A 22,429-nucleotide genomic window follows, 5' to 3' on the forward strand; every position below is an offset into this window, starting at 1 on the left:
TATAGGGCGAACCCTTCTGTTCGGACGCCCTGTCGACGAGGTCAAGCATGCCGAGGCTGAGATCCGCCACCACCACCCATGGCCGCAACATGGCCGGCGCCCGCGGGCTCTGGCGCGCCACCGGCATGAAGGATTCGGATTTCGGCAAGCCGATCATCGCCGTGGTGAACTCGTTCACCCAGTTCGTGCCGGGCCATGTCCATTTGAAAGACCTCGGGCAATTGGTGGCGCGCGAGATCGAGAAGGCCGGCGGCGTCGCCAAGGAATTCAACACCATCGCGGTCGATGACGGCATCGCCATGGGCCATGACGGCATGCTCTATTCGCTGCCTTCGCGCGAATTGATCGCCGACAGCGTCGAATACATGGTCAACGCCCATTGCGCGGACGCGATGGTCTGCATCTCCAATTGCGACAAGATCACCCCCGGCATGCTGATGGCGGCGATGCGCCTGAACATCCCGGTCGTGTTCGTCTCGGGCGGGCCGATGGAAGCCGGCAAGTACATCGCCGAGGGCGTGCTGAAGAAGGTCGACCTCGTCGACGCCATGGTCGCCGCCGCCGACAGCAACCTCAGCGACGCCGAGGTCGACGTGATCGAGCGCTCGGCCTGCCCGACCTGCGGCTCCTGCTCGGGCATGTTCACCGCCAATTCGATGAACTGCCTGACCGAGGCGCTCGGCCTGGCGCTGCCGGGCAACGGCTCGACGCTGGCGACCCATGCCGACCGCAAGCGCCTCTTTGTCGAGGCCGGCCATCTCATCGTCGATATCGCCAAGCGCTGGTACGACCAGGACGACGCCTCGGTGCTGCCGCGCAATGTCGCGAGCTTCAAGGCGTTCGAGAACGCGATGACGCTCGACATCTCGATGGGCGGCTCGACCAATACGGTGCTGCATTTGCTGGCGGCCGCGCATGAGGCCGAGATCGACTTCACCATGGCCGATATCGACCGGCTCTCGCGGAACGTGCCGGTGCTGTGCAAGGTCGCGCCCGCCGTCGCCAACGTGCACATGGAGGACGTCCACCGCGCCGGCGGCATCATGGCGATCCTCGGCGAGCTCGACCGGGCCGGGCTGCTCGACACCTCGCTGCCGACCGTCCACAGCGCCACGATGGCCGAGGCGCTGGAGCGCTGGGACATCAGGCAGACGCAGAGCGAGGCGGTGCGCTCGTTCTACAGTGCCGCGCCGGGCGGCGTGCCGACGCAGGTCGCCTTCAGCCAGGACCGGCGCTACGAGGAGCTCGACCTCGATCGCGAGACCGGTGTCATCCGCGAGAAGGCGCATGCGCATTCGCAGGATGGCGGCCTTGCCGTGCTCTACGGCAACATCGCGCTTGACGGCTGCATCGTGAAGACGGCCGGCGTCGACGCCTCGATCCTGACCTTCTCCGGCAAGGCCGTGATCTTCGAGAGCCAGGACGCGGCGGTCGAGGGCATCCTCAACAACAAGGTCAAGGCCGGCGAGATCGTGCTGATCCGCTATGAGGGACCGCGCGGCGGGCCGGGCATGCAGGAGATGCTTTATCCAACGAGCTATCTGAAATCGAAGGGGCTCGGAAAGGCCTGCGCGCTGATCACCGACGGGCGCTTCTCGGGCGGCTCGTCCGGCCTCTCGATCGGCCATGTCTCGCCGGAAGCGGCGGAAGGCGGCGCGATCGGCCTCGTCGAGAGCGGCGACGTGATCGAGATCGACATCCCGAACCGCGGCATCAGCCTCAAGGTTTCCGACGAGGAGATGGCGCGCCGGCGTGCGGCGATGGAGGCCAAGGGCAAGGATGCCTGGAAGCCGGCGGCGCCGCGCAAGCGCAAGGTCACGACCGCGCTGAAAGCATATGCGGCGCTGGCGACCAGCGCGGCCAAGGGGGCGGTGCGCGCGATCGACTGAGCGGTCGGCGGTAGCCGGAGATAGTCAGCATGGCCGAGTTCTGGGGCGTGCTGGCTGCCGCGGCGTCGAGCGCTTTCGGAGGCACCTCGATCGGCGCGACGCGCTATCTCGTCGCCCACGTCGATCCGCTGGCGATCGGATCGTTCCGCTTCGGCATCGGCTGCCTGCTGCTCGCGCCGATCGCGCTGATCTCCGGGCAGCGCTGGCCGAATCGCCGGGACTGGCTGCAGACTGCGGGCCTCGGTCTGCTCTTCTTCGCGGTCTTTCCGGTCCTGTTCAACGCCTCCCTGATCTACACGACCAGCGCCCGCGGCGCGCTGGCGCTGTCGACCTTACCGCTCCTGACGCTCGTGGTCGGCGCGCTGCTCGGCAGCGAGGCGCTGACGACCCGGAAGACCGCCGGCGTGCTGACCGCGATGGCGGGGGTCGGATTCGCGCTCCTGTCCGGCCTTGGCCACGCGCCGCCGATGGCCTGGCTCGGCGATCTCCTGATGATCGCGGCGGCGTTCTGCATGGCGCTCTATGGCATCTGGTCGAAGCCGGTCATCCGACGCTGCGGCCCGATCCCGTTCACGGCGGTCGCGATGGCGATCGGCGCGCTCATTCTGATTGCCGTCTCGGCGCTGCGAGGCAGCTTCGATGCCGTGGCGCAGTTCGGCTGGCAGCAATGGTCGGCGGCGATCTATCTCGGTGCATTCGGGGCAGCCCTGACGTTCTATCTCTGGGCTTTCGCGCTTGAGCGCGCCTCGCCGACGCGCGTCGCTGTGACGGTCACGGTCAATCCGGTCACCGCATCGCTCGTGGGGGCGCTGATGCTCAACGAACCGATCGGCTGGAATCTTGTGGTTGGGATCGTCGTGGTCGGCGTGGGCATCTGGCTGGCGACCACCGATGGAGCTCGCGGCTTGCCTTCCGCCGGGCGCTCCGCCACCTAAGAGAGATGCACCGTCGTCTCGTCTTCGAGGAGCCGATTTCGCGCGCGGCGATCTGGAGCCGGCGGCTGGCCCTGTTCGGGCTGACGGTGGTCGCGCTCGCCGTGCTGATCTTCCGCTTCGGCCAGCCCTCGCTCGAACGGCTGGCGCCGATCGCCGGCGCTTACATCTTCGTGCTGCTCGCTTTTCTGCTGGCGCTCGCCGCCTTCGTGAGGATCTGGCAGGACGGGCATCGCGGCATCGGCATCGCCGTGCAGGCTTTCGTGCTTTGCCTGCTGCTGCTGGTGCCGGTTGCCTATGCCGGCTTCCAGCTCGCGACCCTGCCGCTGATCGCCGACGTCTCGACCGATATCGCCGAGCCGCCGGCTTTCAGCCGCTCGCGTGTGGCCCTGGCAGCGCGCGAGGGGCGCGTACCGCCGGATGTTCCGGCCGAACGGCGCGCGGCGCAGCGCCAGGGCTATCCGAAGGCGCTGCCGATCGTGCTCGAATTGCCGGCCGAGGTCGCCTACGACATCGCCCGCAAAGCCAGCGTCAATCTCGGCTGGCAGGTGCTGGAAGGCGCGGCGCCCGGCGGGCGCAGCGGGGCAGGACGGCTCGACGCGGTGGCGCGCTCGCGCGTGCTGCGCCTCGTCGACGACATCACCATCCGCATTCGGCCGCGCGCCGATGGCAGTCGCATCGACATCCGCTCGGCCTCGCGGCTCGGCGGCTTTGATTTTGGCGCCAACGCGAAGCGCATCGCGGCGTTCGAGGAGGAGGTCAAACTCCTCGTCGAGCTGCGCTGAGCCTCAAGCCAGCCGATAGCGGCTCGTCAGCATCGGCGCCTCGTCGTCGCAGAGCACGATGCCGCGTGCGACCAGATCCTCGAGCTGGGCCAGCACCGAGAGCGAGGCGGCGCCGCGTAGTGCTGCCGGCAATTCCTGGTAGATCGGCGGCACCATCTCGGGAATCGTCTCGTCGCCGGCCTGCAAACGGCTAAGAATCGCCGCCTCGCGCAGACGCCGGTGCTGGACCAGCCCGCGCAAAAAGCGCTGCGGCTCGCGCACCGGGCCGCCATGGCCGGGCCAGTAGAGCCGGTCGTCGCGGCCGCGCAGCTTCTCGATCGAGGCCATGTAAGCGACCATAGAGCCGTCGGGGGGGGCGACGATCGAGGTCGACCAGGCCATGACGTGGTCGCCGGAGAACAAGGTGTTCTCCTCAGGCAGGGCAAAGGCGAGATGGTTGGCGGTGTGGCCCGGCGTCTCCAGCGCTTGCAAGGTCCAGCCCGGGCCGGAGACCGCGTCGCCCTCGGCCATGATGAGATCGGGCGCGTAGTCCTTGTCGGCCGCGGCGTCGAGCGGGTTGATCTCGCCGAGGACGAGTTCGCGCGCCGGGCGGTGCAGGCCGCAACCGACGATGCGCGCGCCGGTCGCCGCCTTCAGCGCGCGCGAGGCCGGGGAATGGTCGCGATGAGTGTGGGTGATGACGATGTCGGTGACGGTCTCACCGGCGATGGCGGCGAGCAGGCGCTCGATATGGGCGGGATCATCCGGGCCGGGATCGATGATCGCGATCCGGCCGCGGCCGACGATATAGCTGCAGGTGCCGGTGAAGGTCATCGGCCCGCCATTGCCGGCGATCAGGCGGCGGACCAAGGGCGAGAGCTGGACGAGCTCGCCCGACGCCGCGCCAGGGTCGCGGTCGAAATCGAGTTGCTCGTCGGTAGCGGGAGTAGAGCTGGCCATCTGCGCATCCGGGGGCGGGCATGAGCACACGCCGGGCAGATTGCAGGGCAATCTGACCGGATAACGTGTTCTCAATCAAAAGTTTAGAGACGGATTCACCGATCAAGTTGTGCCAACCTGATCGGATCCGGCTCTAGCGCCGGCTTGTCGGCCGGCGGGCCATTTCCTATAGACGAACGAGCCGGGCGTCGACGGCGCCTGAAGAAGAAGGACAAATCCGATGGCCGAGACGCTGCCTTTGTCTACCACCACCATGGTCAACGCGGCCCTGCCGGCCCTGTCCGATCCGCGCACGCGGGTCCTGCGCACTATTGCGCTCGCCGTCGTCGGCAGCCTGCTGATCATCGCCGCCGCCAAGGTCAAGGTGCCGTTCTGGCCGGTGCCAATGACGCTGCAGACGCTGGCCGTGCTCGGCCTCGGCGCCGCCTATGGCGCGCGTCTCGGCGCTGCGACCGTCGCGCTCTACATTGCCTATGGCCTTTTCGGCCTGCCGGTGTTCACCAATACCCCGCCAGTCGCGGCCGGCCCGCTCTATCTGCTCGGGCCGACCGGCGGCTTCCTGATCGGCTTCGTCGCCGCGGCTGCAATCGCCGGCTGGGCCGGCTCGCGCGGCGCCTCGCTCTGGCGTCTCGCCGGCGGCGTGGTGCTGGCCGAGATCGCGCTGCTGGCGCTGGGTTTCGCCTGGCTGGCGCTCGGCGCGCAGATGGCGAGCGGGGCGACCGGTATCGGCTTCGCCAAGGCCTGGGCGGCCGGCGTGCAGCCCTTCCTGCTCGGCGACCTGATCAAGGCGGCGCTGGCGGCGAGCCTGGTTGGCGCCGGCTGGTCGGTGCTGAAGCGCCGCGGCTGAGCCGTTCGGCAGCTTCTGAATCAAGAAGCCGGGGCCCAGCCCCGGCTTCTTTGTTTCCTGCCGTGTCGTCCGGAGGGGCTCAGCCCTGTGGCTTCTGGTCGGTGCAGGCTTTCTTGACCGGCTGCAGGAACATGTCGAGCTCCATCATGTTGCCGCAGCGGTCGCAGCCGGCGAGCAGTGTCGTGAGGCCGAGGACGGCGATGAGGCGAAAAACGGATTTCATGCGAACGCGGCTCCAGATTGCGGCGCGAGCATAGCGAAGCGGCCAGCGCCGCGCCACCGGAGCGCCACGCTATGGTGAAACGCCGGGGTGATCAGAACACCATTGTGGTCACGCTTCGGCACGAAGGCGTTGCCGCAATTTTTTACCTATGCATGCATAACAGGCGTTGCAATAAATTTCTCGTTTCGAAAGACAGGAAATAGTAATCGCCCGCGTTTACCAGTTGTAAAGCCAGTCAACCGCACTCTCTGTCGTTGATTGAACTGCGGATCGGTTGTCGGGGGGCACGCGATGCGTGAAATCGGCTTCGGCCTGATCGCCAGCCTGGTCATGGCGCTGGGCGCCTTTTCCATCGCCGCCTGGCCGGTTCCAGGGCAGCCCATCGCGGCGTTCTTTCCTGCGGGAACCTCGTCGTCCGAGATGGCGCGTGCCGTCTCGCAAGCCGGAGGCAGCCTCCTGCAGCTCGACGATGCCGCCGCGGTTGCGATCAGCATCGGCGATGGCGGCGACTATGCGATCTCTCTTTATCGGTCGGGGGCCTGGCTCGTGGTGGACGGTTCCCTCGCTCAATCATGCATCCGTCAGGTGAGGAGTCTTGCTCGTGGGTGAGGTCGAACGTCTCCGCATACGCTTCGCCAGGCTCCTGATCGCAATTCTGTGGGCGAATTCGGTATTGCTCCTGATCGGCATTCCGTCCGACGAAATGCCACATGCGACGACGATCTCGGCGGCAGGAGCCGGGCTCGCGATCTTGGGGACGCTGGCCTGGCGGCTCGACCGCATCGGTTGGGTCACACGACAGATCACCAGCATCGCTCTGGTCGGCCAGGTCATGCTGTTGGTCTATGGCTTCGCCGGCCACCCCTATCAGGCTGACCTGCATATGTACTTCTTTGCCATGCTGGCGGTGCTGGTCGGCTGGCTCGACTGGCGCATCTTCCTGCCGGCGACGCTTGCGATCAGCGCCCATCACCTCACGCTGAGCCTTGTCTATTCTGCCGGTGTGTTTCCCGGCGGCAACGACATCCGGCGCGCCTTGCTGCACGGTGCCATCGTCGCGGTCCAGGCTGGGGCGCTGAGCTGGATCGTCTGGTCGCTCCGGCTGGCGGTCGAGGCCTCCGAGCGCGAGCGCGCGGCGGCGGACGCGGCCCGGACGATCGCAGATGAGGCACGCCAGGATGTGGTGACGACGACGGTACGGGCGGCCGGTGAACGGCGGCGCATCCTGCATGACCTCGCCAACGAGTTCGAACGCAAGATCGCCGGCATCGCACGCGCCGTCATCGCCTCGATCGCATCCCTGCGGGTTGCATCCGAGCAGATGCGCAACGGCGCCGCCGAAGTCTCGCAGCGGTCGAGCGCGGCATTGGATGCGTCACGGCAGTCGTCCTCGAACGTCATCGCCATCACCGAGGCGACGTCGGAGCTCGCCAGCTCCTTCACCGAGGTCGATCGCCAGGTGAACGAGGCGGCCCGTCTCGTCGGCGATACGACGCGGCAGGCGCTCACCGTGCTCGACAGGGTCGGCGACCTCTCGCGCAAGGTCGACGAGATCGGCAGCGTCACCCAAGTGATCTCGACCATCGCCCGCCATACCAACCTGCTCGCGCTCAACGCCTCGATCGAGGCCGCGCGGATCGGCAATATGGGTGGCGGCTTTGCCGTCGTGGCGCACGAGATCAAGGGCCTGGCCGATGAGACCTGGCGGGCGACCGAGCAGATCCAGAACCAGATCGATGCGATCGGCCTGTCCGGCGCCGACGCGATCACGGCGATCGACACGATGACGGCAACGATCGACACGCTCAACCAGATCTCGGGCGCGGTCGCGGCGGTGGTGGAGAAGCAGAACGTGGCGACGGCGGGGATCGCCGAGAACGTCAGGCGCGCGGCGACCGAGACGGTCACCGCCGGCGGCCATATCGACATCGTCAGCCGCGTTGCCGAGGAAACCGGTGAGGCTGCGAATCATGTCGCGGATTCCGCCGACGTGCTCTCGAGCCAATCCGCCGATCTCGACACCGAAGTCGCCGACTTCCTCGGTCGGATCCGGGCCGCCTGACGGGGCCGCCTGGCCGGAGCGAGGCGCCCACCGCGAGCCAGGGCGGGTGGACGTCGAACCGCCGGCGGGACCGCCAAGCAAACAGGGAGCCCCGAAGGGCGGTTCTCGCTAGATCTCAGGATAGCGCGGGAAATTTTGGTCGGAGTGGCAGGATTTGAACCTGCGACCCCCTCGTCCCGAACGAGGTGCTCTACCAGGCTGAGCCACACTCCGATCAACTGGTGGGCGGCTTATAGCCAGCCGGTCGCCGCAGCGCAACAGCCAAGGCCATGGGTATGTGCAATCTTTTCGGCACAGGCGCCGGATCGATGCCGCTGCCCTCTTGATCGAGAAGGAGCGTGCGTGATCCGATGTTGCACGCGCTCGCGACGCGCTCTAGAAGGCAGCGCAGATTGGGGCGTCGCCAAGCGGTAAGGCAGCGGTTTTTGGTACCGCCATTCCCAGGTTCGAATCCTGGCGCCCCAGCCAAGCTCCCCGATATTGTCGATAAGTTATTGAAATACTTTGAGTTGTGCGCCGCGCTGTAGCCCGGCGCGATCTTTTGCACCTTCTGGCGCGATCTTTTGCATCTTTGGTTGGGAGCAGCCCTTGCGAGAATGTCGGCTTCCGACCCGTTGCGGACCTTCGGCCGAGCGTGTCATCCTATCGGGATGACGACGATATCAGATCAAGGCAGTCTGTGGCTTGCCGCTGGCTTGCGAATTGGGTTTGAAGTCGTTGCCCCATGCAGGGTGACGCTCAGCGACGGGCGGGCAGTCGAGGCGACCGCACTTGTGAAAGTCGGATCACCCAACGGAATGGTTGTCGACCCTGCGTGGCGCGTGATTGAACCTTTCGCCGATCGGCTCGTCGCGGAAGGGTATGGCTTCTCGGCGATAACCATCGGTGAAAACGACGACGATAGCGACCTAATCGAGGTGATTCGCGACTGGGACGGGGATTGGCCATCACCATAGGTCCGCTTCCGACCCATTGCCGAAGCTGAGCCAGGTGACCTTTGGGGGCAATCCGGTAAGTGTCGCCGAAGGCGCAGAATGTGTAAAGAGCAGGGCCTGCGCAGCGAATGGCCGTCTCACCTTGAGCATCTCCGCCGGACGCGGCAAACGCCTTCACATCATCTTGCAGATGGTCGTCTGTTCCGGGCATCCTTGGAGGGCGCCACAGCCTTGCAGAATGAGCATGCAGGACGCGATCCCAAAGGCAACGGCGCAGGAACGAAGTTTTTTCATCGAGTTAGCCTTACGACATGCCGCGTGGGACACAAGACTGATCAGAGAACTGATTTGCCGGAGCGCATCTTGGTAGCGCGATCGCTTCCCTGTTTTAGGTCCATCGCTGGCACGCCCTTCAGCTCATGTCCGCCTTCGACCCTTAGCTGACGCGGGCGCGAACTAATCTCACACAGGGTCGCGAGGGTCATCGGCCGACCTGTCATAGCGCCCTGATCTGCTCCTCGAATTCCTCCGGGATTTCCCCGTGCCGCACCAGGACAACGATGGCGCTGACCTCGCCGGTTTCGTCATCCGCGACGACGTGCATCACTGTAGCCCGGCGCGATCTTTTGCATCCTCCGGTCCGCTGAGGCTCTATCAACCCTAATAGGCGTTCCTGCTAAGGTTGCCGGCGCCTAGGCCATTCAACCTAGCCACACTGCCTCCTGTACATGGCCGCCCGTGCATTTAACGTCAGGGCGCGGTGGCAGTTGCGCCAAGCCAAGATCACGGAACGCTGACATATCAGCCTCTGCTTGCAAGCCGGGCGTTGCGCCCCGGCCCGCACGGGCGCCCCGCTGATTACTTCGCGCTCAGAACCTGACGGCGAGGTTTGCCTTGAAGGCGTGATCCTGTGCGTCGTCTGCGAGTTGGGCGGTGTAGGAGGCGCCGAGCGTGACATTTGCGCCGATAGCCATGTCGAGCCCGGCCTCGACCAGGGCGGCGTTCCGGGCGATCGGCAGGCCCGCGATCGTGAACGGGGTGCCCCCGGCGAAGGCCAGCGCCGTCTTCGGATCGACATCGCCGAAGGCATGGCGCCAGCCGAGCCCGCCGCGCAGGGTGACGTCCATGCCGGCGATGCGGCCACTGGTGGCGGCGCGCAGGCCGAGCGTCGCATAGCCGAGGCTGGTGTCGTCGCTGGTGCCCGAGAGCGCTGCCGCCCCGCCGCGCTCGCTGAAGCCGTCACTGCGCAGCACGACATAGGCCAGGCCCGCAAAGGGCTCGAGCGCAACACGGCCGAGCGCGGTCTGGCCGAGCTCGATGCGATAGCCGAACTCGCCAAAGACCTGCGCCGTGCCGGCATCGTAATCGGCGCGCAGGAGGTCGCCGAGGCCGGCGGAGACGATGCCGCGCCGGGTCGAGAGGTCGTGCCAGGTGTAGCTCAGGCCTGTGCGCAGGCTCAGCGCGCCCCACTGCGCGCCGCCATAGAGGCCGAGATGGTAGTTGTCGCTCTCGCCCGAGGAGAGCCGGCCGTTCACGTCGAAGGTGCTGCGACTGTAGCCGGCGACCACACCGAAACGCAGATTGTCGAAGGCGGCGACATCGGCGCCGATGAGCAGGCCGCCGGTCGAGTGGGTCAGCTTGGCGGCATTGCCGTCGCCGTCGATGCGGCCCCACGAACCGTAACCCTGGCCCCAGATGGCGAAGCGCTCGGCAGAAGGCAGCTTTGGCATCGGCCCCTTCACGGCGGGCGCGAGATCGGCAGTGAAGCCGTAATCCAGCGTCGCCATCGGGCTGGCGCCGACCGCACCGAAGGCCGAGCGCAAACGATCGTTGACGGCCGCACGCAGCAGCCAGCTCTCGTCGACCAGCACGGTGCGGGCCGAGGCATGGATCTCGCCGGCGAGCTGCCCGAGAGCCCGGCGGGCGGCATCGAGGCTCGCCTGGTTGTACACATCGGTCTGGACGGCGTTGCCGGCAGGCAGGCTGTCGACGCTGGCGCCGACCGAAACCTCGTTCGGCGTCGTGCCGATGCCACCGGCCGTGTTCGTCCGGATCACCGTCAGATAGGCATTGCTCGCATCGGTGCCGTTGCGCAGGTTGAGGAAGGGCGTCAGCGTAAGGTCGGTGCTGCCATAGCTGCCGGCGAGCCCGGTCGAGGTCAGGATGGTGTAGCGCTGGCCGGCGACATAGGCCGCGCCGGTGGTGTTCACCACCGAGATCGCCGCGCCACTGGCGAGCGTCGCCGTGCCGTTGACCTGAATGCGGTCGGAGGTGACCGTCCCCGGATCGATCTCGACCTCGTAGACTGCTCCGGCATTCTGGACATAGGCGCCGTTGACGGTGAGCGTGCCGATCGAGTTGCCTGGGGTGATCCGGCTGCCGCTCGCGAGCGTGGTCGCGCCCACCGTGCCGCTGCCGCCGAGCCGCGCCCCTGACTGAACCGTCACCGCCGAGCCCGACAGCGAGCCGTTCACGATCAGCGTGCCCCCGGCGATGTTCGTCGGACCCGCAAAGTTGCCGCTGCCGCCAATGGTCCAGGTGCTCGCGCCCGTCTTCTCCAGACGGTCGAAGTTGCGGTACTGGCCGGCACTGCCGAGGCCGCCATCCAGCGTCCAGTTGTCGGAGCCGCCAAGGCGCAGGACGTCGTTGCTGCCGGCCAGATTGGCGACAACATTGCCGGTGATCACCGAGCCCGCCCGCAGCTCCAGGTCGATGCGGCCCGTCGTCGGCGTGATGCTGCTGGCCCATTGGATTGCGTTGGCCTGACCGGCGCCGGCCCGGATCGTGCCGGAGTTGACGAGGACGAGGTTCGTATTGTTCGCGCCCAGGACGATCGCAGCGGCTCCGGCGCCGCCCTCGATCGTGCCGGTGTTGACGATCGGCTGTGTGGGGGCATTACGGACCCAGATGCCAGCGCCGAAGCCAGATGTGCCGTTGGTCGGGCCGGTTCCGCCGCGGACGGTCCCGTTGTTGGTGAATGCGTCGGGGTTCGGCGCGAAAAGCTCGACGCCAGCTCCGCCGCCTGCGCCCGTGCTGTTTCCGCCCTGGATGATGCCGTTATTGATTACGGTTGCTCCGAGCCGGGTTCGTATGCCCGAGCCTGCGTCCGCTGACACCGCGTTTCCGCCGCGGAAGTTGCCCATCAGCGTGAACGATCCCGGGCTGCCACCGAAGACTTCGACGATGTGAAGGTAGCCGCCGGGCGTCACGCCGGTTCCGTCCGTGCCCGATATGGTGAAACCCTGCGTGTCGATCGTGATCGGCTTGGTCGGCGGAGAAAAGCTGGTCGTCGACATGGTAAAGCTGCCGGTCAGTCGGATCGTCGCGGTGGGATCAGGATCAGCGTTCGCGGCCTGGACGGCGGTGACCAGCTCCGCCTGGCTGCTCGCCGTGTAGGTTCCTGCCGCGGCTGGCGAAGCGACCCAGGCCGCGAGTGTCAGCGTGGTGATGCTGACGCTGCGGAGCAAAACCCCGAGATGGGCAGAGGAACGACGTGGTCCGGCGGTCATCTGCGCATCCCCTACATAGCCAGCGCACCCTTGCGAGATTCGGGCGGCACGCAACCATGGCTAGAGTCGGGCTGCTAAGGGAATATTAAGATCTGCCCGCCGCATCGCATTGGGGGCATGTCTGCAGCGCGGGCACGTGTCATTGGCCGCCGCTCATAGCGCTCGGATCTGCTCTTCGAATTCCTTTGGGATTTCCCCGTGCCGCGCCAGGACAGCGATGGCGCTGACCTCGCCGGTTTCGTGATCTGCGACGAGGTGCATCACGGCCAGCCCCTCGGCCGTGCGGGCGATTGGCCCGCCGGCGCGGAGACGTTCGCGATGCGCGATTTTGCGCAGCTCCTGATAGAGCGCGTCGGTCAAGGCATCGAGCGAAAGGCTGGGGTCGGCGGCCGTCATCGCCACGACGATACCGGCGCGGGTCTAGTGCGGCAACAACACCGCGAGCACTGTTCACCTCGCGCGGGAGCGGGGGTCCGAGGCGTCGCGCAGCGCATCGCCGAGCAGGTTCAGCGCCAGCACCGTGACGAGAATGGCGAGGCTCGGGAAGACCGCGAGCCACCAGGCGTCGAGGATGTTCTCGAAGCCCTCGCGGATCATGGCGCCCCAGGTCGGCGCCGGCGGCGGCACGCCGAGGCCGATGAAGCTGAGCGAGGCCTCGGTGCGGATCGCCGATGCCAGCCAGAGCGAGCTCATTACCACCACGTCCGAGATCATGTTCGGCAGGATGTGGCGCGTCATGATCCGGAACGGGCCGCAGCCATAGGAGCGGCTGGCCTCGACGAAATCGCGCTGGCGCAGGGTGATCGTCGGCGCGCGGGCGACGCGGGCGAAGGGCGCGACCTCGGTCACCGCGATGGCGATGATCAGGTTCTCCAGACTCGCGCCCAGCATGGCGGCGATCATCAGGCCGAGCAGCAGGGTCGGGAAGGCGAGCAGCACGTCGAGCACGCCCATGACGAGCTGGTCGAAGATGCCGCCGATATAGCCGGCGAGCACCCCGATCGCGGTACCGACCAGCATGGCGATCAGGATGGCGACGAAGCCGACGAAGAGCGAGATGCGGGCGCCGTAGATCAGCCGCGAGAGCACGTCGCGGCCATAGGAATCGGTGCCGAGCCAGAATTCGGCCGAAGGCGGCTCGAGCCGCGCGACGATGTTCTGCTCGAGCGGGTCGTGCGGCGCGAGCCAGGGCGCGAACAGCGCGATGAAGACGATCATCGCGAGCAGGACAAGCCCGACCCAGGCGAGCCGGTTCTGCGTGAAGGCGAGCCAGAGGCCGCCGGGCTGGATCGCGATGGGGGCGTCGGCCGTGCTCATGAGTATTTCACCCTGGGGTCGACGAGGCCGTAGGCGAGATCGGTCAGCGTGTTCACGGCGATCACGCAGATCGCGAAGATGATCATCAGCCCCTGCAGCAGGGTGTAGTCGCGGGCGTTGAGCGCGCCGATGATCAGCTTGCCGAGGCCGGGCCGGTTGAAGATGATCTCGGTCAGCACCGAATTGCCGATCAGCGTGCCGAAATAGAGCCCGACGACGGTGATGATCGGGATCAGCCCGTTGCGCAGGGCATGGGTGACGACGAGCTGGGTCGGGCCGACGCCCTTGGCGCGGGCGGTGCGGATATAATCCTCGGTCAGCACGCCGAGCATCGCGGCGCGGGTCACGCGCATCACATAGGCGGTCATGATGATGCCGAGGTTGAGGGCGGGCAGGGCCAGCGCCCGCATCCGCTCGGCGAAGCTGCCGGCGCCGCTGGTGTTGCCGAGTACCGGGAACCAGCCGAGCTGGATCGAAAACACGATCAGCATCAGGATGCCGGAGACGAAGGCCGGGAAGGACAGGCCGACCAGCGAGACGACGCGCGAGACGTAGTCGACCCAGCCATTGCGGGCGAGCGCGGCGGCGATGCCGAGCGGCAGGCCGAAGACGAGGCCGATCGCGATGGCGGCGACAGTCAGTTCGATCGTCGAGGGCAGGACGAGCAGCACCTCGCGCATGACGCTGCGACCGCTGGAGAGCGACTGGCCGAAATCGCCGGTGAGGATCTTGCCGAGGAAGGCGAGATACTGGACGTGGACCGGCTGGTCGAGGCCGAGCTTTTCCCGGAGCGCGGCGAGCGAGGCGGCGCTCGCCTGGTCGCCGAGTATGACCGAGGCGGCATCGCCGGGCACGAGGCGGACCAGCACGAAGATCGCCGTCAGCATCACGAACAGGGTGGGGATGGCGAGTAATATGCGTCTGACCAGATAGCCGATCATGCCACCGCCCTTTCCTGCATCAGCCGCGCCGGCGCGAAGGCGGCGATCTCGCGGCGCGTCCGGCCGTCGCAGATGAGCTCTGCGAGAATCGAGCCGACGACCGGGACCAGCTGGAAGCCGTGCCCGGAGAAGCCGAAGGCGTGGACGAGGCCGGGCGCGTTCGGCGACAGGCCGATGACGGGGATATGGTCCGATGTCTGCGCCTCGATGCCGGTCCAGCAGCGGGCGATGCGCACGCCTTGAACTGCCGGGAAGAGATCGCTCGCGGCACGAGCGCCCCGGGCGAGGTTGCGGAAGTCGACGGTGCTGCGCTCGCGGTCGAGATCGGCCGAGCCCTGCAGGCCGCCGCCGATCACCAGCGTGCCCTGGCCCGCCTGCTTGAACGAGAGCGCGCGGCCGACGACGCTGACGACAGGATCGAGCAGGGGCGCGAGCCGCTCGGTGACGATCATCATCGAGGCGCGGACGCCGAGCGCGATCGCATCGCCGAACAGGGCCGCGAGCCGTCCGGCCCAGGCGCCGGCGGCGTTGACGACATAGGGCGCGCGAAAGCGCCTGGTACCGCAGACGAGGAGCCAGTCGCTTCCATGCCGATCGACCGCCTCGACGCCGCAGCCCTCGGCGATGACGACACCCTCGGCCTCGCAGGCGCGGCGGAAGGCTGCGATGGTGCGGTGCGGATCGGCGGCGCCGTCGCGCCGCGCCACCAGCGCGCCGACGCAATGCGGGCTGAGCGCCGGCACGAGGCGGCGCAGCTCTGCGGCGTCGATGAGCTCTTCATGGTCGTAGCCGAGGGCGCGCGTGCGCGCCTGCCGCTCAATCAGAGCCGGCATATGCTCCGCCTTCTCGGCGACGCGCATCTGGCCATGGGCGTGAAAGCCGCAATCGTCGCCGACGATCGCCTCGATCCTGTGCCACATCGCCATGGCTTCGAGCGAGATCGGGATCTCGGCGATATCGCGGCCGAGGGTGCGCACGCCGGCTGCGGTGGCGCCGGAGGCGTGGCGGCCGGTCCAGCGCCGCTCGACCAGCGCGACACGCCGGCCAGCGCGTGCCAGGTGCAGCGCAGCGGAGAGTCCGTGCAGGCCACCACCGACCACGACGGCGTCGAACGCGGCTTCCGTCATGCCGCCGGCTCCTGCTCGTCGAGGCTGGCGAGTTCGCCGAGCGTCACCGGCTTCAGCGGCGGCCTGATCCGGTAAAAGCCGACCTCCTCGACCGGGCGGCCCTGCGCCGCCGCGATGATATGGGCCATGGTGTAGCCGCATTGCCGGCCCTGGCAGGGGCCCATGCCGGCGCGGGTGAAGGCCTTGAGCTGGTTGGGGCCGGGTCGCCCTTCGATGGCACGGGCGCGCAGTTCGCCGGCGGTGACCTCCTCGCAGCGGCAGACCAGCGTTTCGTCGGGCGGCGCATAGAGCTGCGGGCGTGGCGCGTAGAGCGCATCGAGGAAGGGCCGCAAAGCGAGCGCGCTGGAAAGGGCGCTTCGTTCGGGCGCAGCCGCGACTTCGGCGGTGGCGTCATCGAGCCGGCCGAGTCTGGCCGCGATCCGCAGCGCCGCGAGCCGGCCGCGCGGTTCGGCCGCCTCGGCCCCGCCGATGCCGGCGCCGTCGCCGGCGACGAAGATATTGGCTTGCGAGCTCTCGCCCCAGGCGTCGAGCACCGGGATATAGCAGTGCTGGCCGGCATGCCAGCTGACGGCGCAGCCGAGCGCGAGCGGCGCGTGGATGCTCGGCACCACGCCCTCATGGACGAGCAGCACCTCGGCGGGAGCCTCGGCTTCCTGCCCGCTCTCGGTGCGATAGCGCAAGCGCTGGAGGCGGCCTTCGCCTTCGGCGCGAAGCTCGGTGACATGGCGGATGATCGGGACGCCGGCCCGGCGCAGCGCCAGCGACCAGGACAGGCCCTTGATGAGATCGCCCAGGCGCCCGAGGCCCTGCGGCAGATGGCGCAGCGCCGTGGGGAGGCGCCCGCGCGGGGTGGTGTCGAGGAAGCCGGCGATGCGGCCGCCCGCCGCCAGGAGCTGGGTCATGTAGAGCAGCGGCAGCGGCCCGCAGCCGGCGATCCAGACCGGCTTTTCCGGCACGGAATCGGCGGTCTTCAGCAGGATCTGCGCGGCGCCGACCGTCAGCACTCCGGGCAGCGTCCAGCCGGGGAAGGGCACGGGGCGCTCCTGCGCGCCGGTCGCGAGGATGATGGCCTGCGCGGTGACGGTGCGGGCCTTGCCACCACGCGTCACGAAGGCGCGGAAGCCCGGCTCGATCTGCCAGAGCTGGCTTGCGGGCTCGTAAGCAGCGCCGCAGGCGCGGAAGGCGGTGGCGCATTCGGCACCGGCCAGGTAGCTCTCGCCGAGCCGCCTGGCGCGCGGCGTCGCGGCGACCGTTTCGATGCCGCGCCAGATCTGCCCGCCGGGCGCCGGCTGGTCGTCGACGACGCGGACGGAGAGGCCGTGGCGGCGGGCGGTGACGGCGGCGGCCATGCCGGCCGGGCCGGCGCCGACGATCAGGAGATCGGTGTGATCGCTCATGCCGACAGGCTCCGGCAGCCCTGCTGGCGGGCGATGCGCATGCCGGCGCTGATCAGCGTCAGGCAGCTCTGCACCGAGCCCTGGCCGTCGATCTCGACCAGGCATTCAAAGCAGACGCCCATCATGCAATAGGGCGCGCGTGGGCTGCCGGAGACCGGCGTGGTGCGGGTCCAGCTTTCCGGCTGGCGCAGCAGCACCGCGGCGACGCTTTCGCCGATCTCGGCGGCGACGGGGCTCCCGTCGATGAAGATGGTGACCGCCTGCGGCCCCGGGTCATGCAGCTTGCGGAACATCGAAACGACTCTGGTGAAAGGGAGAAAAGCGCTCGGGCAGGCTGCCTGCGGCGACGGCCGTAGCCAGCTCCTCGGCGTGGAAGGCCGCGAGCGTCACGCCGGAATGGCAGAGCGCGACGAAGGCGCCGGGATGGCTCTGCGACTGCGCGTAGATCGGGTAGCTGTCCGGCGTCATGATGCGCAGGCCAGCCCATTGCCGGACGAGCCCGGCCTTCGCGAGAGCGGGGATGGTCTGCACGGTCTTGCGGCTGAGCCGCGCTGCCGCCTCGCCGGTGGTCGAGACGTCGAAACCGGAATGGTCCTTGGTCGCGCCGATCATCACCGTGCCTTCGCGGGTCTGGCGCAGGCCGCTTGCCGGCAGCGGCAGGAAGGGTTCGAGCCGCTCGGTGACCAGTACCTGCCCACGCTCGGGACGCAGCGGCACCTCGAGCCCGACCTGACGCGCGAGATCGGGCGAACCGAGCCCGGCGGCGATGACGATCCGCGGCGCCACCAGCGTCTCGGCGTCGAGCACAAGCCGGAAATCGGTTCCCGCGGGCTCGATCCGTCGGACCCGGGCGCGATGGCGCAGCGCCCCGCCATGATGCAGGACGCCGGCATGCAGGGCCGCCAGCAGCCTTAAGGGATTGGCGTGCCCGTCATGCCGCCCGAAGCTGGCGCCGGCGACGTCCCGCCCGAGCGTGACTTTGGGCAGCAGCCGCGCTAGCGCGGAGCGATCGAGCATCTCCCAATCCGGCTCGCCATCGGCGCGCTGGTTATGGAGGCGCAGCAGGTCGAGCCGGCGCTTCTCGAAGGCCTGCTCACCGAGGCAGAAGGCGAGGCCGCCATTCTGCTCGTAAGCGAGATCGATCGTCGTCTCGGCTTGGAGCTGCTCCGTGAAGCCGCACCACAGCGCGATGCTGCTGCGCGTCAGGGTCTGATAGGCCGGCATGCCCAGACCCTTGCCCTGCAGCCAGACCAGCCCGAAATTCGCCCGCGCCGCACGGAAATCGCCATCGTCGCCATCGAGCAGCAGCACCTTCTGCCGCTTGCGGCTGAGGCCATAGGCGATCGCGGCGCCGACCGTTCCTCCCCCGATGACGACGATGTCCGGCCGCATGCAAATCCCCTTGCTGGCTTTGACGTTAGGGAGCGACATTGTATTTCGTCAAAGTCGTTTTTCTCTCGGCTCTATTCCCTGGGGTTATGCAATGGTGAGACGGCTCAACCTGCGTCAGGTCGAGGCTTTCAAGGCGGTGATCGAGTACGGCACCGTCAGCCGCGCGGCCGAGATGATGAACGTCTCGCAGCCGGCGATGAGCAAGCTGATCGCGCATCTGGAAGAGGATACGGCCCTGCGCCTGTTCGACCGGGTGAAGGGGCGGCTGGTGGCGACGCGGCGCGGCATGCGGCTCTATGAGGAGATCGACCGGATTTTCGCCGGCGTGCGCCAGGTCGAGAACGCGGTCGAGGCGATCCGGCGCGACGAGCAGAGCCGCCTGCTGATCGGGGTGATGCCGGCGCTCTCAGGCTCCTTCATCCAGGAGGCGACGTCGCGCTTCCTCGCAAGGCAGCCCGGCGTGTTCTGCTCGGTTCAGTCGCGCAGCTCGCAATGGATTGCCGATGCCCTCGTCACCCATAGGCTCGATGTCGGGCTGATCATCGCTCCGGTCGACAACCCTTATGTTGCCGCCGAGCCGATGATGGGCCATCCGGTGGTCTGCATCCTGCCGCTCGGCCATCCCCTGGCTGCGAAGGAGGTCATCGTTCCCGAGGATCTGGCCGGGGTTCCGTTCATCTCATTCGATCCGGAAAGCCACACTCATCGCAGCATCAGCCGGGTGCTCGAAGGCCATGGCGTCACGCCGGAGGTGGTGATGATCGCCAACGTCTCGCCGACTTTGTGCGAGTTCGTCGCGGCCGGCGTCGGCGTCTCGCTGGTGCATCCGCTGATCGTCGGCGGCCTGCGCGACAAGATCGCCATCCGCCGCTTCGAGCCGGAGTTCCAGCTCGAATTCCAGCTCTGCCGCAACCGCGACAGCCGCAATGCCCGGCTGGTCGATGCCTTCCTAGCAAGCGCACGCGAAGCGGCGACGGAAATCTCGCGGTCTATCCTGACGCCGAATCCAGCCTGATCGTCGCGAGCGCGTCGAGCAGCGGCGCATGGTCGCCCTCGCGCAGCCGGTTGCAGACGTCGATCAGCTCGTCCTGCTGGGCCGGCGTGGCGGAAAAGCGGCCGGCTTGTCGCAGCTTGTCTTCGAGTTCGGCCCAGGAGGGCGGCGCGCTCGCTTCGCCGCGCGGCGCCGTCACTGGTGAGGCGAAGGTGCGGCCGCCGCTGTGGACGGTGACGCGCGACAGTGTCTCTGCCGGAAAGCGGGCATCGAGCTCCGGATCGAGGCGCAGCGTGACCTTCTGCGCCAGGGCGACGACATCTGGCCGGTCGAGAGCAACTGGCGTCACAGGCAGTAGCGCGCCCGGCCCGTCGATCGCGACCAGCGCCAGGCAATAGGGAATGCTGAACTGGATGTCGGTGAAGCCGCTGGGCTCTGGCCGGTTGGTGATGCGCAGTGCGCCGCTATAGGTCGCGACCTCGATTGCCTGGATATCATCAGGCGCCAGTGGGTGCTGCGCGAGCAGTCCGAGCAGTGCCTCGACCGGCGCATGCACGTGCCGGCAGCAGGCGTGGAACTTCATGTAGTTGCGGGCGACGTAGCGCTGCTGGCCGAGACCGTCCGTGAGCTCCTCCAGCCGGAAGTGCTCGGGATGGTCGAGCAGAGCGAGCGGCCCGCTGTGGCCGGCCTCGGCCAGGAGCAGCGCGTTGACTGCGGTTGCGCTCGACCAGGCGATCCCTTCCTTGACGTCGTTGCCTTCCTGGGCCGGAAAGAGCGGGCCGGCACCGGCATGGAGCTGGTTCGGCGCGCTGATGCCGGCGATGGCGAAAGCATGTGCCAGGACATCCGGCGGCGTCCGTCGCAGATAACCCAGCGCGGCAACGACGCCGTAGCCCGACCACATGCCGGTATTGGCGTAAAAGCGGCGGGCGGCGCCGATAGCGACGCCGACCTCGTAGCCGACGGTGATCGCCTGCAGCAGTTCCTCGGTCGTCGCGCCCATCTCCTCGGCTGCCGCGAGAGCCGCCGGGATGATCGCCGCGCCGGGATGGCCGCGAGCGATGCGGTGACCATCGTCGAGATCGAGCGCCGCTGCGGCGGAGGCGTTGCACCAGACCGCACCGGCGAGGCCGGCTCTCTGTCCGGTGAACCAGACCGGCAGGGAGCCGCCGGCCATCGTCACGGACGCCACGCGCCGGACCGCGCGCGGACCGGGCGCATCGACGCCGGGGAGCGCGGCGGCGACGAGGTCGAGTACGGCCCGGCAGGCCGCGTCACGCAGATCGTCCGTCAGCGCTTCTTCGCGTGCGCCAGCGACATAGGCGGCGAGCTGGCGCACGGTCTCCATTGTCGCGGTTCCGCCTTTGCCTCAGCGCGGCTTCAGCGTGGTTGCCTCGGTGATCGGCGGGGCGAGGTTGAGCGCGCCTTTCAGCTCGTAGCCGAAATCGAGCTTGTCGCTGCGGGCCCAGACCTGGCGCAGTTCGAAAAGGGGAATGGCGCAGACATCGTCCATGATCTTGCGCTGCGCCTCCTTCCAGAGGCCCTTCTGGGCCTCGGCGTTCGGGGCGACCCGCGCCTCCTCGATCTCCTTGTCGGCGATGGCGCAGTGCGAGAAGTTGGTGGCGGCGGTCGGCGTGCCGACGGTCGCGCGCGAGTGGAAGAACTCGCTGAGATAAGTATCGGCGATCGGGAAGCGCGCCGCGCCGTAGAAGACGAGCCCGCTCAGGTCCTTGCGGGTCTGGCTCTGATAGGTCGCGTGATCGACGACCTGCATCTCGAGCTTGATCCCGGCCTTGGCGAGTTGCGCCTGGATGATCTCCATGAAGGGCTGCTGCGCCGAGATGTTGGAGACGATCGCCTTGACGGTGATGCCGTCCTTGTGGCCGGCCTCGGCCAGCAGCGCCTTGGCTTTGGCCACGTCGAAGCCGTAGCGGACCGTGCAATCCTCGCCGAGATAGCCGGGCGGCACGATCGAGCAGCCCTTGGGGCCGACATCCTTGCCGACATAGCGCACGAGATCGTCGACATTGACCGCGGCGGCAATGGCGCGGCGGACGCGGATATCGTCGAGCGGCGGCTGGCTGCGGTTGATGTGCAGCAGCCGGTATTCGCCGGGCTGGAAGATCTCGACATTGAAGCCGGGGCGGCGACGGGCGGAATCGACCCAGCGCTGCTCGCGCTTGCCGTAGAACAGGTCGAGCTCGCCGGAGGTGAAGGCAAGCTCGCGCGCGCTGTCGGAGGGGATGGCGCGCATCATGATCGTGTCGATCTTGGGCTTGCCGCGGAAATAGTCGGGGTTGGCGGCGAGCTTCACATATTGCTGGGTCACCTGCTCGACGAAGGTGAAAGGGCCGGTCCCGACCGGATTGGCGCCGTAGCGGTCGCCCAGTTCCTCGCCCGCCTTGCGGCTGACGATGTTGCCGCCATGGTAGTTGGAGACGCGGCCGAGGAAATTGACGTCCGAATATTTCAGCGTGACGCGGACGGTGAGGTCGTCGACCTTCTCCACCTTGTCGATCGCGGAGAAGTCCGAAGAGAAGGTCGAGCGCTTGGGATCGGCGGAGCGCTGCAGGGAATAGACGACGTCGTCGGCGCCCAGCGTGCCCCAGTCGCCATGGAACTTGACGCCCTTGCGCAGGTGGAAGGTCCAGACCTTGCCGTCCGGAGATGTTTCCCAGCGCTCGGCGAGGTCGGGCTCGAGGTCCTTGGGGTCGGCGCTGCCGGGCTTGAAGCGGACGAGGCCGTTATAGAGCCAGCCGACCAGCGCCTTGTCGTCGGTCGCGCTGGCGCGGTGGGCGTCGAGCGTTGAGACATTGCTGGCGCCGGAACTGACCCTGAGGACGATTTCCTGGGCACAGGCCTGCCCCTGGAGGCCCGCGAACAGCATCAGGCTCGCAAGCCCGGCGACATGCGTTTTCATGGTGTGATCCCCTCGATCATTCTTGACGCGATAGTGGGGATCGCCATCCCAGTCTGTCCAAGTCGAAATCGGGGATCAGGTATTCTCTGTGGTTATGGCGTGTGCAAACGGCAGGAGCGCTCAATATTTTATCACGCAGCCTGCTGACATCCGCCGCGCTCTGGTTATTCTGATCCGGCTTTGAACGCGGCCCACCGGCTGCGGGGTGGGCGTTTGTGCCCGG

At 67.6% G+C, this 22,429-nt stretch carries 19 protein-coding genes and 2 tRNA genes; 8 read left to right on the forward strand and 13 right to left on the reverse strand.

The genetic code is table 11. The features are described from left to right. Positions 1-47 precede the first annotated feature (47 nt). From ilvD to ACSQ3M_RS18005, 3 genes are read left to right on the forward strand one after another with little or no spacing between them, the layout of a single operon-like run. The gene (gene ilvD, locus ACSQ3M_RS17995) at positions 48-1,889 is read left to right on the forward strand and encodes a dihydroxy-acid dehydratase (RefSeq protein ID WP_436151427.1); all 1,842 of its coding nucleotides are present in this window, start codon (positions 48-50) and stop codon (positions 1,887-1,889) included. Between the two features lie 29 nt (positions 1,890-1,918). Next, on the forward strand, positions 1,919-2,824 hold the full coding sequence (locus tag ACSQ3M_RS18000; protein WP_436151428.1) for a DMT family transporter: 906 nt from the start codon (positions 1,919-1,921) through the stop codon (positions 2,822-2,824). Between the two features lie 5 nt (positions 2,825-2,829). After that, positions 2,830-3,606: a DUF1499 domain-containing protein gene (locus tag ACSQ3M_RS18005; RefSeq protein ID WP_436151429.1), complete on the forward strand. Its 777-nt coding sequence runs from the start codon at positions 2,830-2,832 to the stop codon at positions 3,604-3,606. A 3-nt stretch (positions 3,607-3,609) separates the two neighbouring features. On the opposite strand, the gene ACSQ3M_RS18010 is transcribed toward ACSQ3M_RS18005, so the two are convergent. Continuing rightward, positions 3,610-4,545, reverse strand: coding sequence for an MBL fold metallo-hydrolase (locus ACSQ3M_RS18010; RefSeq protein WP_436151430.1), 936 nt, complete (start codon positions 4,543-4,545; stop codon positions 3,610-3,612). Positions 4,546-4,765: 220 nt separating this feature from the next. Here ACSQ3M_RS18010 and ACSQ3M_RS18015 point away from each other — a divergent pair, with 220 nt between their 5' ends. Further along, positions 4,766-5,392 carry a biotin transporter BioY gene (locus ACSQ3M_RS18015; protein WP_436151431.1) on the forward strand — a complete coding sequence of 209 codons (627 nt, stop codon included), beginning with the start codon at positions 4,766-4,768 and terminating at the stop codon, positions 5,390-5,392. 79 nt (positions 5,393-5,471) lie between these two features. Here the strand turns inward: ACSQ3M_RS18015 and ACSQ3M_RS18020 are convergent, their stop codons facing one another. Beyond that, positions 5,472-5,615 carry a hypothetical protein gene (locus ACSQ3M_RS18020; RefSeq protein WP_181430569.1) on the reverse strand — a complete coding sequence of 48 codons (144 nt, stop codon included), beginning with the start codon at positions 5,613-5,615 and terminating at the stop codon, positions 5,472-5,474. Positions 5,616-5,906: 291 nt separating this feature from the next. Here ACSQ3M_RS18020 and ACSQ3M_RS18025 point away from each other — a divergent pair, with 291 nt between their 5' ends. Both ACSQ3M_RS18025 and ACSQ3M_RS18030 read left to right on the forward strand, forming a co-directional pair. Continuing rightward, positions 5,907-6,224 carry a hypothetical protein gene (locus ACSQ3M_RS18025; protein ID WP_436151432.1) on the forward strand — a complete coding sequence of 106 codons (318 nt, stop codon included), beginning with the start codon at positions 5,907-5,909 and terminating at the stop codon, positions 6,222-6,224. Next, entirely contained in the window at positions 6,217-7,677 is a 1,461-nt protein-coding gene (locus tag ACSQ3M_RS18030; protein WP_436151433.1) for a methyl-accepting chemotaxis protein, read from the forward strand. The genes ACSQ3M_RS18025 and ACSQ3M_RS18030 overlap by 8 nt, the downstream gene beginning before the upstream one ends. Positions 7,678-7,813: 136 nt before the next feature. Here the strand turns inward: ACSQ3M_RS18030 and ACSQ3M_RS18035 are convergent. Then, positions 7,814-7,890 (reverse strand) — tRNA-Pro (locus tag ACSQ3M_RS18035). Positions 7,891-8,070: 180 nt separating this feature from the next. On the opposite strand from ACSQ3M_RS18035, the gene ACSQ3M_RS18040 reads away from it, so the two are divergent. Further along, a tRNA-Gln gene (locus ACSQ3M_RS18040) sits at positions 8,071-8,145 on the forward strand. 1,336 nt (positions 8,146-9,481) lie between these two features. Here ACSQ3M_RS18040 and ACSQ3M_RS18045 read toward each other — a convergent pair. From ACSQ3M_RS18045 to ACSQ3M_RS18080, 8 genes are all read right to left on the reverse strand, one after another. Then, on the reverse strand, positions 9,482-12,121 hold the full coding sequence (locus tag ACSQ3M_RS18045) for an autotransporter outer membrane beta-barrel domain-containing protein (RefSeq protein ID WP_436151434.1): 2,640 nt from the start codon (positions 12,119-12,121) through the stop codon (positions 9,482-9,484). Positions 12,122-12,274: 153 nt separating this feature from the next. Next, the gene (locus ACSQ3M_RS18050) at positions 12,275-12,523 is read right to left on the reverse strand and encodes a hypothetical protein (RefSeq protein ID WP_436151435.1); all 249 of its coding nucleotides are present in this window, start codon (positions 12,521-12,523) and stop codon (positions 12,275-12,277) included. 48 nt (positions 12,524-12,571) lie between these two features. Beyond that, positions 12,572-13,438: an ABC transporter permease gene (locus ACSQ3M_RS18055; protein ID WP_436151436.1), complete on the reverse strand. Its 867-nt coding sequence runs from the start codon at positions 13,436-13,438 to the stop codon at positions 12,572-12,574. Continuing rightward, complete coding sequence (locus ACSQ3M_RS18060) at positions 13,435-14,379, reverse strand: ABC transporter permease (protein ID WP_436151437.1); 945 nt, start codon at positions 14,377-14,379, stop codon at positions 13,435-13,437. Before ACSQ3M_RS18060 ends, ACSQ3M_RS18055 begins: the two co-directional genes overlap by 4 nt. Next, positions 14,376-15,506, reverse strand: coding sequence for an NAD(P)/FAD-dependent oxidoreductase (locus ACSQ3M_RS18065; protein ID WP_436151438.1), 1,131 nt, complete (start codon positions 15,504-15,506; stop codon positions 14,376-14,378). Before ACSQ3M_RS18065 ends, ACSQ3M_RS18060 begins: the two co-directional genes overlap by 4 nt. Next, positions 15,503-16,903, reverse strand: a complete 1,401-nt coding sequence (locus ACSQ3M_RS18070; RefSeq protein WP_436151439.1) for an NAD(P)/FAD-dependent oxidoreductase — start codon at positions 16,901-16,903, stop codon at positions 15,503-15,505. Before ACSQ3M_RS18070 ends, ACSQ3M_RS18065 begins: the two co-directional genes overlap by 4 nt. After that, positions 16,900-17,196 (reverse strand): (2Fe-2S)-binding protein, encoded by a 297-nt coding sequence (locus tag ACSQ3M_RS18075; RefSeq protein WP_436151440.1) that lies wholly within the window; start codon positions 17,194-17,196, stop codon positions 16,900-16,902. The genes ACSQ3M_RS18070 and ACSQ3M_RS18075 overlap by 4 nt, the downstream gene beginning before the upstream one ends. Next, complete coding sequence (locus ACSQ3M_RS18080) at positions 17,177-18,295, reverse strand: NAD(P)/FAD-dependent oxidoreductase (protein ID WP_436151441.1); 1,119 nt, start codon at positions 18,293-18,295, stop codon at positions 17,177-17,179. The genes ACSQ3M_RS18075 and ACSQ3M_RS18080 overlap by 20 nt, the downstream gene beginning before the upstream one ends. Before the next feature lie 91 nt (positions 18,296-18,386). Here ACSQ3M_RS18080 and ACSQ3M_RS18085 point away from each other — a divergent pair, with 91 nt between their 5' ends. Continuing rightward, positions 18,387-19,310: a LysR substrate-binding domain-containing protein gene (locus tag ACSQ3M_RS18085; protein ID WP_436151442.1), complete on the forward strand. Its 924-nt coding sequence runs from the start codon at positions 18,387-18,389 to the stop codon at positions 19,308-19,310. Here ACSQ3M_RS18085 and ACSQ3M_RS18090 read toward each other — a convergent pair. Both ACSQ3M_RS18090 and ACSQ3M_RS18095 read right to left on the reverse strand, forming a co-directional pair. After that, complete coding sequence (locus ACSQ3M_RS18090; RefSeq protein ID WP_436151443.1) at positions 19,285-20,634, reverse strand: MmgE/PrpD family protein; 1,350 nt, start codon at positions 20,632-20,634, stop codon at positions 19,285-19,287. The two genes, ACSQ3M_RS18085 and ACSQ3M_RS18090, sit on opposite strands and share 26 nt — an antisense overlap. A gap of 21 nt (positions 20,635-20,655) precedes the next feature. After that, positions 20,656-22,206 (reverse strand): ABC transporter substrate-binding protein, encoded by a 1,551-nt coding sequence (locus ACSQ3M_RS18095; RefSeq protein ID WP_436151444.1) that lies wholly within the window; start codon positions 22,204-22,206, stop codon positions 20,656-20,658. Between the last annotated feature and the right edge of the window lie 223 nt (positions 22,207-22,429).

It is taken from the genome of Allobosea sp. LjRoot90 (genome assembly GCF_964254315.1).
Taxonomy (GTDB): domain Bacteria; phylum Pseudomonadota; class Alphaproteobacteria; order Rhizobiales; family Beijerinckiaceae; genus Allobosea.

Bases quoted from the DNA above. Each gene is read 5' to 3' on its own strand.
- ACSQ3M_RS18045 (WP_436151434.1), bottom strand. From the start codon at position 12,121: ATGACCGCCGGACCACGTCGTTCCTCTGCCCATCTCGGGGTTTTGCTC.
- ACSQ3M_RS18015 (WP_436151431.1), top strand. From the start codon at position 4,766: ATGGCCGAGACGCTGCCTTTGTCTACCACCACCATGGTCAACGCGGCC.
- ACSQ3M_RS18020 (WP_181430569.1), bottom strand. From the start codon at position 5,615: ATGAAATCCGTTTTTCGCCTCATCGCCGTCCTCGGCCTCACGACACTG.
- ACSQ3M_RS18090 (WP_436151443.1), bottom strand. From the start codon at position 20,634: ATGGAGACCGTGCGCCAGCTCGCCGCCTATGTCGCTGGCGCACGCGAA.
- ACSQ3M_RS18060 (WP_436151437.1), bottom strand. From the start codon at position 14,379: ATGATCGGCTATCTGGTCAGACGCATATTACTCGCCATCCCCACCCTG.
- ACSQ3M_RS18000 (WP_436151428.1), top strand. From the start codon at position 1,919: ATGGCCGAGTTCTGGGGCGTGCTGGCTGCCGCGGCGTCGAGCGCTTTC.
- ACSQ3M_RS18025 (WP_436151432.1), top strand. From the start codon at position 5,907: ATGCGTGAAATCGGCTTCGGCCTGATCGCCAGCCTGGTCATGGCGCTG.
- ACSQ3M_RS18085 (WP_436151442.1), top strand. From the start codon at position 18,387: ATGGTGAGACGGCTCAACCTGCGTCAGGTCGAGGCTTTCAAGGCGGTG.
- ACSQ3M_RS18075 (WP_436151440.1), bottom strand. From the start codon at position 17,196: ATGTTCCGCAAGCTGCATGACCCGGGGCCGCAGGCGGTCACCATCTTC.
- ACSQ3M_RS18010 (WP_436151430.1), bottom strand. From the start codon at position 4,545: ATGGCCAGCTCTACTCCCGCTACCGACGAGCAACTCGATTTCGACCGC.
- ilvD (WP_436151427.1), top strand. From the start codon at position 48: ATGCCGAGGCTGAGATCCGCCACCACCACCCATGGCCGCAACATGGCC.
- ACSQ3M_RS18095 (WP_436151444.1), bottom strand. From the start codon at position 22,206: ATGAAAACGCATGTCGCCGGGCTTGCGAGCCTGATGCTGTTCGCGGGC.
- ACSQ3M_RS18080 (WP_436151441.1), bottom strand. From the start codon at position 18,295: ATGCGGCCGGACATCGTCGTCATCGGGGGAGGAACGGTCGGCGCCGCG.
- ACSQ3M_RS18065 (WP_436151438.1), bottom strand. From the start codon at position 15,506: ATGACGGAAGCCGCGTTCGACGCCGTCGTGGTCGGTGGTGGCCTGCAC.
- ACSQ3M_RS18005 (WP_436151429.1), top strand. From the start codon at position 2,830: ATGCACCGTCGTCTCGTCTTCGAGGAGCCGATTTCGCGCGCGGCGATC.
- ACSQ3M_RS18055 (WP_436151436.1), bottom strand. From the start codon at position 13,438: ATGAGCACGGCCGACGCCCCCATCGCGATCCAGCCCGGCGGCCTCTGG.
- ACSQ3M_RS18070 (WP_436151439.1), bottom strand. From the start codon at position 16,903: ATGAGCGATCACACCGATCTCCTGATCGTCGGCGCCGGCCCGGCCGGC.